This window comes from Emticicia sp. W12TSBA100-4 (genome assembly GCF_040253585.1).
Lineage (GTDB): Bacteria > Bacteroidota > Bacteroidia > Cytophagales > Spirosomataceae > Emticicia.
This window is the reverse complement of record NZ_JBELAU010000002.1, coordinates 398,957-411,074: the sequence shown is the minus strand read 5'-3', so window position 1 is coordinate 411,074 and position 12,118 is coordinate 398,957. Positions and strand designations below refer to the sequence as shown.

Here is a 12,118-nt window from a genome sequence, read left to right as displayed (position 1 = left end):
ATTTGCATTGTTAAGTAAAATGGTTAATTTCCAAATGGGTGTAATTGATAGAAAAGAAAGGGAAAAAGTAGAAATGAAGCGACAGATTCTGGATGCCGCTCGGTCGCTTTTTTTGGAGCAGGGATTTGAAAAAACGAGTATTCGGAATATAGCAGAGGTTATAGAATATAGTGCAGGAACGATTTATTTGTATTTTAAAGACAAAAATGAGATTCTTTTTGCTTTGCACGTTGAAGCTTTTAGTGCATTGATGCAAGCCATGCAAGCAGGAATTATGGGTGAAGCCGACCCTTTTGAAAGATTGATTTCATTGGGAAAACATTATCTAAAATACGCTTTTGAAAATCCAGAATTATACGATTTGATGTTTGTTATGACTGCCCCAATGGAAACCTTGGAGTGTCGAGAAGAAATTTGGTGCGATGGCGAGCGTGCCTTTGAAACACTCAAATTTGTAGTAGCAGATTGCATGAAAGCAGGGTACTTTAAAGATGCAGACAACGAAACTATTTCGGTGATGGTATGGAGTTTAGTGCATGGACTGGCAACACTACATTTACGCCGCCGAACCGTGATTTTCCCCGAAGAAAAAAGAATTCAACTTTTAGAAGATGCCTATGCTAAATTTGTGGAGATTTTAAAAACGTATAAAAAGTAACAATGACAAATCAGGTTTTAGATTATTTTATATCAAATATCGGCAAAAATTCAGCTGAAATGAGTCCATCAGCTTTGGGGCGTTGGCTTAATGGTAAACTGATTGCAGTAGAAGAAGGCTCACTCACAGTTGAATTTGTGGTGCGTGAAGAAATGACAAATCCAGGCAAAATTCTTCATGGTGGAGTAACTGCTTCAATGATGGATGATGTGATGGGAATGACTGTTTTTTCGCTCGGTCGTGAGAGTTTTTACTCAACAATCAATTTGAGTGTTGATTATTTACTTCCTGCCAAAGTCGGTGATGTCGTTTACGTAAAATCGAAAGTAATTAGAGCAGGAAAAACGGTTATTAACATGGAGTGTGAAGTCAGAAACTCAGAACATAAAATCGTGGCTAAATGTACTTCTAATTTGGTAACGACTGGCATAAAAATGTAATTATTATGGTCTGACTAACATGTCTGACCTTTTTTTAGAACTACAACTTAACAGTGTTCATAAATTGATATAGTATTAGTAAATATGAAAAAACTATATATATACTTATTTATCAGTCCTTTATGGGTATTTGCACAAACGGGCGGCGTTCCGTCATCACCCATTCTTGAATCTTATATTCAGGAAGGCTTGAAACAAAATTTGGGTCTGAAACAAGAACGCCTCGAAATCTTAAAATCGGCCGAAAATATCACACAAGCTAAGGCGAATTTTATGCCCAAGGTCACATTTAACCCAAATTATACCTTAGCAGCGGGTGGGCGTAGGTTAGAATTCCCAATTGGTGATTTATTGAATCCTGTTTATTCTACGCTCAATCAACTGACCAAAACTAATAATTTTCCGCAAGTCGAAAACGTCAATCAATTGCTTGCTCCTAATAATTTTCATGATACCAAACTGAGTTTTCAGTATCCGATTTTCAATACCGATATTCGATATAATTTGCTCATTCAAAGAGATTTACTTTCGGCACAAGAAGCAAAAAAACGAGTTTTAGAAAATGAAATCCGTTATAGTATCACAACTGCCTATCTGCAATATTTACAAATGCTCGAAGCTCAAAAGATTTTTGATGCGTCAAGAAAACTACTAAGCGATTTTGTAAAACTCAACGAAAAACTCGTTGGTAATAATGTAGCCACCAAAGACGTAATCTATTCGGCCGAATACGAAGTAAGCAAACTCGACCAGCAAGTAGCAGTTCTCGATAAAAATCGTCAATCGGTACAAGTTTTCTTGAATTATTTGATGAATCGTGACTTTTCTGCCGAAATCGTGGCGGATACAAATTTGGTAAATTATGCTACCCCATCAACTGGTTTGGCTCAAATAAAAGAAGATGCTTTAGCTCATCGTCAGGAACTTTCTCAGCTACGAACAAATATTAAAGTCAGCGAAACGGCTATCAAATTGCAAGAAATGAATGCCATTCGTCCGCAGGTTTTTGTAGGTGGAAATGTTGGTTTTCAAGGCTTTGGATATACTTTCAAAAATCAAGCCTATACCGTAATTCAGTTAGGTTTGAGCTGGGATTTGTATCACGGTTACGAGAAAAAATCGAAGATTCAGCAAGCAAAAATTCAAAAAAACATCCTTGATGCGAAACTCGAAGAAGTACAAAAACAGATTCAATTGCAGGTTTCACAAGCATATTTTGAGTTAGAAGCAGCAAAAAAGTCATTAATAACTGCAAAAGATGGTACAGCAAAAGCTGAGAAATATTTCAAAATAGTAGAAAGTCGCTACCGAAACGGTCAAGCAATTATGATTGAATATCTACGTGCATCAAACGAGATAATCACAGCACGTTTGCAAGAATCGGTTGCCAAATATGATATTTTGGTGAAGCAGGCGGCTTTAGATAAGGTTGGGGCGGTGAAATAAATATTATCAGTACTAATGCCTTTATAACAGCTATATATCTATGAAAAAAATATTACTTATTCAAGGACATCCAGACGCTGAAAGTTTCAATTTTGCTCTTTACGAAGCCTACAAAAAAGGAGCAATTACATCAGATGCTGAGATAAAAGAAATCATCGTTCGTGATTTGCAGTTTAACCCAAACTTACAATTTGGCTATCGAAAACGCACTGAATTAGAACCTGATTTACTCGAATCCATCGAAAAAATCAAATGGGCGGAGCATATTGTGCTATTTTATCCAGTTTGGTGGGGTTCTGTTCCTGCACTTTTAAAAGGTTTTTTCGATAGAATCTTCTTACCAGGAATTGCCTACGAAAAAATAGAAAATTCGTTATGGTGGAAAAAACTTTTGAAGGGACGTTCAGGCCATATCATCAGCACACTCGACCAACCAGCTTGGTATTATTGGCTCTATTATGGCCGTCCGAGTTATCACGCTATGAAGCAATTAACCTTTCATTTTGTAGGTATAAAGCCAGTCCGAACAACTACAATCGGCCCGATTCGATTATCAAAAGATAGCTATCGAGCCAATTGGATAAAGAAATTAGAAAAATTAGGGTTTGAACAAAAATAGAAAAATATATGAAAAGTTGTACGCTCATTATTTTTGCAACTACTTTATTGATAGCAAGTTGTGGCAAGAAACAAGAAACAAAGAAAGCAGAAGCCGAAGAGATTCTGACGGTTGAAGTGCAACCAGTTGGCCGTAAATCATTGAGTGAACCAATTATTGCGAGTGGTGTGCTTTCGTCAAAATCAGAAATGAAATTGGCATTTAAAACTGGCGGGATGATTCGTAGAATTTATGTACAAGAAGGACAATCTGTAAAAGAAGGACAACTTTTAGCCGAACTCGATTTGTCAGAAATTGATGCCCAAGTTCGCCAAGCAAAACTGGGCTTAGAAAAATCAGAAAGAGATTTGGAACGAGTAAAAAAACTCTACGCCGACGAAGCCACTACACTCACCAATGTTCAAGATGCAACCACAGGTTTCGATGTAGCCAAACAAAGCGTACAAGTTGCCGAATTTAACCAAAAACTCTCAAGAATTTACGCCCCAACGAGCGGACGTATTCTTAGAAAAATAGCTGAACAAGGCGAACTCATCACGCCGTTTGCCCCAGCATTTATTCTCGGAACGGGCGAAAGTGCCTATATCGTAAACGTAGGTTTGGCCGACCGTGATGTAGTAAAAGTAAAAATCGGTGATGTGGCAACGGTCTATTTAGATGCTTATCCAAACGAAGCCTTTCAAGCTCGAATTACGCAAATAGCCCAAACTGTAAACCCTGCTACTGGTACATTCGAGGCCGAATTACAGATTCAACCCAACGGCAAAAAACTCATCTCTGGCTTCGTAGCCAAAGCTGAAATTTCGACTGGAAAAGGTGCTTCTACACTCGCTGTTCCGATTGAAGCATTAGTTGAGGCTGATAAAAACACGGCGTTTGTATATGCTTACAACGCTACAAATCAATCAGTTAGTAAAATTTCCGTAAACGTTGGGAGCATCTTTGGAAGCAATGTTGCCATCAATTCAGGCATAAATGAAGGCACCCAGATTGTAACAAAAGGAGCTAATTTCTTGAGCGATAATGCAAAGGTGAAGATAAATTCTAATTAAGAATGCAGAATTAAGAATGATGGTATTTAATTTTTAAATTTATGGAATCTAATTCTTCAAATATTATTGTAGATAAATCCTTTGCATTTTCGGTAAGAATTATTCGACTTTATCAGTGGTTGAAAAAAAATCATAAAGATATAGACTCCCTTGCGAAGCAAATTCTTAGAAGCGGAACTTCAATAGGTGCAAATGTGGAAGAGGCAGTGGGAGCATTTAGTCGAAAAGAATTTGCTTCAAAAATTGGAATCTCATATAAAGAAACTCGTGAAACCCTCTATTGGCTAAGGCTACTGAAAGCCACCGATTATTTAGATGAAAATCAATATACTTCTATTTATTCAGATTGTGATGAAATAAAGAAAATTCTTGCATCAATTCTAAAAACAACAAGAGAAAATAATGACTAATGAAACGTTTCTTTCATTCTTAATTCTACATTCTTAATTCTTAATTATAATGCGTCTCGTCGAATTTTCCGTCAAAAACTACCAATTTACCATTATCATTTTTGTAATGATTATGGCAATTGGAGTTAATTCATTGCTCAATATGCCTAAGGCCGAAGACCCGGCTTTGAAGGCAACTTTCAATAGTATCGTGGTGGTTTACCCAGGAACATCGCCTGCTGATATGGAAAAACTCATCGTTAATCCGATTGAGGATAAAATGTCCGAAATCAGCGATATTAAAAAAGTTATTTCTACATCAGATGAAGGTGTGGCTCAAATCCGTTTGGAATTTGTACATTCAATCAACCCCGATGATAAATATAACGAAGTTGTGCGTGAATTAAACGCTATTCGTAGTAAACTCCCTGCCGATATTTATAGCATGGATGTGCTGCGTTTTACGCCTGAAGGTGTCAACATCATTCAATGTGCGTTGATGTCAGAAACTACGCCATACAAAGATTTGGAAAAAGAAGCCGACAATCTGAAAGATAAATTATTAAAAGTAAAATCAATAAAAACTTCTGAAATTTGGGCATTTCCTAAGCAACAGGTCACAATTTCGATCAATTTGGATAAAATGGCTCAATTCCGAATTCCGCTGAACCGAGTTTTGGGGGCAATTCAATCGGAAAATGCCAACGTTCCCGCAGGAAATATCGAAATCGGCAGTCGGAAATTTAGTGTAAAAACTTCGGGTAGCTACGAAAACCTTGATGAAATAAAAAGTACAATCGTGAGTTCGTCAGGCACAACCGTAACTTATTTGAGAGATATTGCTGATGTAAAATTTGACTACGAAGAAGAAAATTATTTAGGTCGTTTGAATGGAAAAAGAGCAGTTTTCATTACTGCTACCATGAAGGACGGCAGCAATATCTTCAAAACGGGCGAAGAAATTCGGCCAATCATTGATAGTTTTGCCAAGAACTTACCACCAGATATTAAATTTGAACAAAGTTTCGACCAAGTAAAAAGCGTTTCAACTCGTTTGTTTGGTTTGGCTCGTGACTTCGGTATTGCCATTTTATTGGTACTCATCACGCTCATTCCATTGGGTATTCGCCCCGCCATTATCGTAATGATTTCCATTCCGTTGTCTTTAGCAATCGGTCTGACGATGCTCGATTTAGCTGGTTTTGGTATCAATCAATTGAGCGTAGTTGGGCTTGTAATTGCCCTCGGATTGTTGGTAGATGATTCAATTGTAGTAGTCGAAAACATCGCTCGATTTCTCCGAACTGGAATGCCACGTCGAGAAGCAGCCATCGAAGCAACGAAGCAAATCAGTCTGGCAGTTTTGGGCTGTACAGCTACTTTGATTTTTGCGTTTTTACCGCTCTGTTTTTTACCCGAATCGGCAGGAGATTTTATCAGAAGTTTACCGATGGCCGTAATTATGACCATCATCGCTTCGCTTTTTGTTTCGCTCACAATCGTACCATTTTTGGCCAGCCAACTAATGCCACGTGAAGAACACGGCGAAAATATTGTATTGCGTTTGATGAAAAAAGGCATCGAAGGTTCGTACCGAAAAGTATTGCATAAGGCACTTTCGTATCCCAAAACTGCTCTTTTGGTAGCTGTATTGATTTTTGTAGGAAGTTTGGCTTTGATTCCAATCGTTGGTATGAGCGTGTTTCCACGCTCCGAAAAACCACAATTTTTGATAAATATAGAAACACCACTTGGTACAAGTTTATCAGAAACTGACAAAGCAGCTCGTTTTGTAGAAAAAGAACTTTTGAAACATAAAATCGTCAAGAATTTTGCGACAAACGTAGGAAAAAGTAATCCAAGAATTTATTACAATACTTTGCCCGTAGGCGGAACACTTTCTAATTATTCACAACTTTTTGTGCAGCTACAAGATAAAGTAGAAGTGCCAGAACGGGAGCAATTTATTGATGAATTAAGAGGTATTTTCGACTCGTATGCGGGAGCAAAAATCCGTGTGATTCAGTTTGAGCAAGGGGCTCCGTTTGAAGCACCTTTGGCGGTCAGAATCATGGGCGAAAACCTTGATTCGTTGCGAGTTATTTCGGCAAAAGTTGAGCAAGCATTCAAAGATACAAAAGGCACAATTTATGTAAATAATGCACTTTCGGCACAAAATGTAGATTTACGAGTAAATATCAACAAAGATAAAGCAGGAATGTTGGGTATTCCGACGGTTGATATTGACCGCACCATCAGAATGGGAATTGCGGGCGTTAATCTTGGAATTTATAAAGAAAAAGAAGGCGAAGAAATGAACCTCAATGTAAATTTACCTCGTGAACAACGCCCAAGTATGGATGTTTTCTCTAAAATATTTGTAGCCAATCAAATGGGAACGCTCGTGCCTTTGAGCCAATTGGCTACCGTTGGTTTCGAGACTTCGCCCAACAGGATCAATCACTACGACCGAGATAGATATTCAACCGTTTCTGCTTTTATCAAAAGTGGATTTCTTACGCCAAATGTGACGAAAGAAGCCGTTGAGAAACTCAATAAAATCAAACTTCCGAAAGGTTATGAGTTTAAAATGGCTGGAGAAGTGGAACGTTCGGCCGAAACTTTTGGTGGACTTGGCACAATTATTATTATCACAATTTTTGGAATTATTGCTATTTTGATTCTCGAATTTAAAACTTTCAAAAGTACGTTTATCGTACTTTCAGTTATTCCGCTCGGAATGATTGGAGCAATTTTGATTTTGCTTTTTACAGGAAATTCACTCTCATTCACGGCTATTGTGGGAATCATTGCTTTGGCAGGAATTGAGGTAAAAAACTCTATTTTACTCGTAGATTATACCAATTTCTTGCGGAAAGAGAATGGTTTGAGTATAGATGAGGCCATCGAAGAAGCTGGCGAAACCCGTTTCATTCCAATCGTTCTGACAACCATGACTGCCATCGGTGGTATGATTCCGCTAATTATGGAACACTCACCACTTTATTCACCTTTGGCTTTGGTAATTGTTGGCGGATTGATTTCATCATTGATTTTGACCAGAATCGTTACGCCTGTGATGTATAAATTGCTGCCGCCAAGTGTGTGATTTTTCAGGTTACTATTAAAACCTGCAAGGTTTCTCTTTTCTGAGACTTTGCGGGTTTTAGTTTTTTACCCTTCGTGGCAGAACATAATATAAAATTCCACCCACCGAAACGACCAGTAGTAGGATTACCAAAATCTTTTGTAGGTTTCCCTCATTCGGATTTTCAAGTAAACGTCTGATTTCTTTGGCCTGTGAACCTGTCCAAACTGCTAAGAGTGTACGAGGAATCATGCCAAAAAAGCCACCCAAAAGTATATTTTTAAGTTTAGCTCCTGATAAAGCAAATACGAAATTTGTGAGTGCAAAAGGTAATACTGGTGAAAGTTTGGTAAAGAAAATAAACTTTAATTCTTCTTTACGGATATTTTCTAATATACTACTAACATTCATATTATTAGATAGATAATCTCTGAAGTTATCACCATCAATGCGTTTGGTAATGATGTTTACGAGGAAAATAGCCACCATATTCATCAAAAAAACTGGTAAAACCGCATTCCATGAAATGAAATACCCAAAAATAAGAGCCAACAAGGTAGGAGGAGTAAAGGCAAATGTACAGGTAAGGCAGCAAATAAATGTGATAAGAGTCCAGTCTTGCCAGTTAAACGCTGAAACAGTATTTTCGTGAGTTATAACCGTAACCGTAAGAGCTGAACTAAAAATTAATGGAATAACCGTCAGAAAAACAGAAGAAATGAGCGGAAATGAGTATTTGTTGGAGATTTTCAAAGGTAATAAAATTAAAAATCTCCTTCTTTTTATGAGAAGGAGATTGCTAAAAAATAATATTTTGACTTACAAATTTAAAACAAAAATCCATAGCGAAGCGTAATTGGTGTTTCACTACCAAGTAAGCTTTGTGGGCTGATAAATCCTCGGTTTGGATAACCTAAATTATACATCAACGAGATAAAACTTCCACGTCGCCCATCGCCTCCTTGATAAAAACCAGCCCCGATGAGGGGCGAACTGCCCCAAACTTTCTTAAAAGCGGCACTTGGGTTGGTTGGGTTATCAATGTAAGAGTAAAATTGATAAGCATCAGCTCTTATAAATTCGTATTCTGCATGAGCAAAAAAACGTTTGAAAACTTGCTGACGAACGAATACTTTAGGCCCAAAAATCGTATTATTTGTGTTTGTAGAACTATTACGGTTAAATGTTCCTTGAAAAATAAAATTTGCTCCTATACCCGCAATTGTTCCTTTATCGTTTAATTCATAACCAACTATTGGCGAGGCGTCAATATAAAAAGCACCGAAAAAACCCAGCCAAAATGTTCCGCCATATCTTAGTTTTTCTTTCCATTCGGGTTTTGGTTTTTCAAAAAATACTTTGGTTTGGCTGTCTTTATCGCTCGAAGTCGGGATTCCTTCTTGGGCGAAAATGCTCAATGAGCTTATAATCAACGCACTCGCTAAAATAATTTTACGCATATTCTAAAGTCTTCTGTTCCTGTAAAAACTCAGGCAGTTTGATAGTATCGAGGAGTTGTTCTTCGAGCATATTTGCCCACTCCGTAAGATAAACGATAACATCAGCCTTAACATTGTGGCGAAGATAACGATTTTCGACTGGCAGACGCATTAAAATTTTCTTATCCGATAATTTTTCGAGGTTTTGGAGGTCTTCCAACGAAAAACCTGACGTAAGCATTTCGTGAATAAGCATATCAATCGGCATTTCCGAAATTCCACAATATTCATTCAATTGCTCGTTCCAATCGCCGTTGCCTTGCATGGCGTAGGCATGAATCTCGGCCTTTGTACGTTTGGTTACTTCCTGCACGAGATTTCCGCAGTTGCAGCTTCCCATGTGGCCCCACATATATTCGTTTCCCGAACTTAATTTTTTTGCAGTCCGACGCAGTGCGTCAATGATTTCAACTTTTGCCTGTGCCATTTTGAATCAATTAAGATGTATATAAAATGTAGATATATCTGTTTATGCTTAAAACGTACTGTTCAGTGCTTTTGTTTATCAAATTTGGGGTAAAAATAAGAGGTCTCTCGAAAAATATTCAAGAGACCCCATAATAATTTTAACTATCTACTCTAATACTCGCTATTAAGCTTTCTTAGCTTTAGTAGTTTTAGTTGCTTTGGCTTTAGTTTCAACTTTTGGTTCGGCAGCAACTTTAGCTTTCGCTACTTTCGCAGGAGCTTTTTCTGCTACTGGCTCAGGCGTTGCTTTTGCTTTTACCGTTTTGGTTGTAGCAGTTTTTGGAGCAGCAGCCTCAGCAGCTACTTCGATTACACAGTTTTCAACTGAAAATTCTGAATTATAACTATATTTTGAAGCTTGTGTATCGTTTACCCAGCGGCCATCATTTAATAAGTAACGGTATTCGTAAGAACCCGACTGTAAGCTAACTGAAGCTTTCAATGAACCGTCTTTTTGTTGTTTTAAAGCAACACCTTTGTTAGAGTCCCAATTGTTAAAATCACCCAATAAAATACCCGAAGTTGCACCAGCAGCTACATCGGCAGGAAGAAGAAAATCAATTTTTTTGCTTGACATAATATGTATTTTCGTTTGTTTACAATACAAAGTTTCGCATAAAAAAATATAATTTCCTAAAATAATCATTGAAAAGTGCAAAAAATCTTTAAATAGTACAATTATATTAAAGAATGATTAAAAAAATAAGCAATTCAAGTCAATTCTTTGGACTTAAATTGCTTATTATCAATGGGTTATTCGTTATTAGTAAACAGGTTATTTGTAATTACTAAATTAGTTTTTGTGTGCCATTAGGCACTAAATATTGATAGAAAAAATAACAACCCATCAAAGAATGTGTGCCGTAGGTACACTACTTTTATTGTTGCGTACCTACGGCACGCTTACCATCAACGCTATTGCAATACTCTACCAATATTTAACCCCTAATGGGGTAGTTTCAAGCCATTTTTCAAATTACTTAGGAAAACTTGTGAATACTACTTTGTTTTCTAACAAGTCGATGACACATAATTGTTTAATAACAACCAATTACTAATTCTGATTAAACTGCTCAGTAATTACTTTGCGTAAAGCCTGATGTGGACGAAGGCCGTTATTGCGATAAACTTTCGGCCCTGCATCTGTTTTAGTATCTTGAGCATTTCGCATCTGACGCACCGACGTACTTCTAAATTCTTCGTATTCTTCGTCGGTCATTTCGTCACGATTGGCTTTTCCTTTTTCTAAACCATCGTCAAAAGTATTGATGCGTCGGTCTTGGTCTGCTACTTTCGAGCGGTTGAGCATATCTTCAATATGAGCCAAGATTTCTCTTCTTTCGGCTTTTAGTTCCGCTAAGTTTGGTAATAAAGCTAAGTCGTTTTCTAAAATGCTTTTTTGTGTAATCTGTTGAGCCAGTTCGCCTTCGGCTGCTTTTAATTCTTCAATTAATTTTAGATTACGTTTCTTAATTCGGCGAATTGCGGGTCCTGCTTGAAGCCAGTTATACCAATATGATTGCATAATCGGGAAAGAAATACCTAAACAGATTGCACCTGCAATAGCAAACAAAACCCCACTCAAAATAAATGACATCAAAGCCCACGGACTATTCACTAAATCAAGATTAAGTTTATCATAAGCCTTTAGTTGCTCATCCATTTTTTGAATAAGTACTTGATTATCAGCAGGATTTACGGCCGTTGGGTCCATTGGTTGGCTGTTGAGCTGCATCGCCTTAATTTGTTTGTTGATGCTCTCTTTTAGCTTGTCGGTTTTGTAGGCTTCGTACCGAAACCAACCCAAAATAAGCATTGTAGCTACCGAAAATGCTACTAAAAAGCCTTGAAAGATGGCGTAAGTACGCTTAGTTTTTGGCGAATATTCGTTGATATATGGTTGCTCAACTAATCTATCATAAGCAGGTTTTAACAATACCGAAAGCATCGCTAAGCCGATTGCAAATGCCCAAGCCTCATAATTATCTCGTATATTGAGGGCATAAGCCACAATTTCGTGCGAAATAATCAAATCGCCAGTAACGAAAGCAATACCTGCCAACAAATATAAGATTCCTGCAAATAACGAATACGGCGACTCATTACGATTACGTTTCCCTTCGATTCGTTTGATATTAGCCAAGTTATCGTCGATTTGGTCTTGTACAAAACCAACTTTGCGTGAGTGCGTACCGATACCCATCACGTATTCTTGTAGCTTATCGAACGAAGTTTTTTGTTTTTCCTTCGTTTCGGCTATTTCGGCATCAATTTTAGCTACTTCTTGTTTTTTCTCCGAAATGCGTTCTTGTAGCCATTCGTAGGTTACGTGGCTTGAGATGTAACCCTCATAAGGGTCATCATCTTGGTCTTTATCTTTTCGGATATTTTCAACACCGATTAAATAACCGTGCTGGAAGTCTGAATTATAATAATCTTCTGGGTTTTCCATAGTTTGA

The 12,118-nt window shown here is 37.5% G+C and carries 12 protein-coding genes; 7 read left to right on the top strand and 5 right to left on the bottom strand.

Features of this window, described 5'->3' with window-relative positions; all coding sequences use genetic code 11:
* Positions 1-19: 19 nt before the first annotated feature.
* From ABR854_RS03970 to ABR854_RS03940, 7 genes are all read left to right on the top strand, one after another.
* Positions 20-658 carry a TetR/AcrR family transcriptional regulator gene (locus ABR854_RS03970; RefSeq protein ID WP_350264055.1) on the top strand — a complete coding sequence of 213 codons (639 nt, stop codon included), beginning with the start codon at positions 20-22 and terminating at the stop codon, positions 656-658.
* Positions 659-660: 2 nt separating this feature from the next.
* Positions 661-1,098, top strand: coding sequence for a PaaI family thioesterase (locus ABR854_RS03965; RefSeq protein ID WP_305952875.1), 438 nt, complete (start codon positions 661-663; stop codon positions 1,096-1,098).
* Positions 1,099-1,182: 84 nt separating this feature from the next.
* Positions 1,183-2,544: a TolC family protein gene (locus tag ABR854_RS03960; protein ID WP_350264054.1), complete on the top strand. Its 1,362-nt coding sequence runs from the start codon at positions 1,183-1,185 to the stop codon at positions 2,542-2,544.
* A gap of 40 nt (positions 2,545-2,584) precedes the next feature.
* A complete protein-coding gene (locus ABR854_RS03955; RefSeq protein ID WP_350264053.1) occupies positions 2,585-3,163 on the top strand; it encodes an NAD(P)H-dependent oxidoreductase in 579 nt (192 codons plus the stop codon).
* A gap of 8 nt (positions 3,164-3,171) precedes the next feature.
* Positions 3,172-4,215: an efflux RND transporter periplasmic adaptor subunit gene (locus tag ABR854_RS03950; protein ID WP_350264052.1), complete on the top strand. Its 1,044-nt coding sequence runs from the start codon at positions 3,172-3,174 to the stop codon at positions 4,213-4,215.
* Between the two features lie 41 nt (positions 4,216-4,256).
* Positions 4,257-4,625: a four helix bundle protein gene (locus ABR854_RS03945; RefSeq protein WP_350264050.1), complete on the top strand. Its 369-nt coding sequence runs from the start codon at positions 4,257-4,259 to the stop codon at positions 4,623-4,625.
* A gap of 49 nt (positions 4,626-4,674) precedes the next feature.
* Positions 4,675-7,713 (top strand): efflux RND transporter permease subunit, encoded by a 3,039-nt coding sequence (locus ABR854_RS03940; protein WP_350264049.1) that lies wholly within the window; start codon positions 4,675-4,677, stop codon positions 7,711-7,713.
* A gap of 57 nt (positions 7,714-7,770) precedes the next feature.
* Here ABR854_RS03940 and ABR854_RS03935 read toward each other — a convergent pair whose 3' ends face one another.
* From ABR854_RS03935 to ABR854_RS03915, 5 genes are all read right to left on the bottom strand, one after another.
* A complete protein-coding gene (locus ABR854_RS03935; RefSeq protein WP_350264048.1) occupies positions 7,771-8,445 on the bottom strand; it encodes a TVP38/TMEM64 family protein in 675 nt (224 codons plus the stop codon).
* Positions 8,446-8,519: 74 nt separating this feature from the next.
* Entirely contained in the window at positions 8,520-9,152 is a 633-nt protein-coding gene (locus ABR854_RS03930; protein ID WP_350264047.1) for a hypothetical protein, read from the bottom strand.
* A complete protein-coding gene (locus ABR854_RS03925; protein ID WP_350264046.1) occupies positions 9,145-9,618 on the bottom strand; it encodes a hypothetical protein in 474 nt (157 codons plus the stop codon). The genes ABR854_RS03930 and ABR854_RS03925 overlap by 8 nt, the downstream gene beginning before the upstream one ends.
* A gap of 165 nt (positions 9,619-9,783) precedes the next feature.
* On the bottom strand, positions 9,784-10,236 hold the full coding sequence (locus ABR854_RS03920; RefSeq protein ID WP_350264045.1) for an isoamylase early set domain-containing protein: 453 nt from the start codon (positions 10,234-10,236) through the stop codon (positions 9,784-9,786).
* Between the two features lie 477 nt (positions 10,237-10,713).
* Complete coding sequence (locus ABR854_RS03915) at positions 10,714-12,111, bottom strand: hypothetical protein (protein WP_350264044.1); 1,398 nt, start codon at positions 12,109-12,111, stop codon at positions 10,714-10,716.
* Positions 12,112-12,118: the final 7 nt, after the last annotated feature.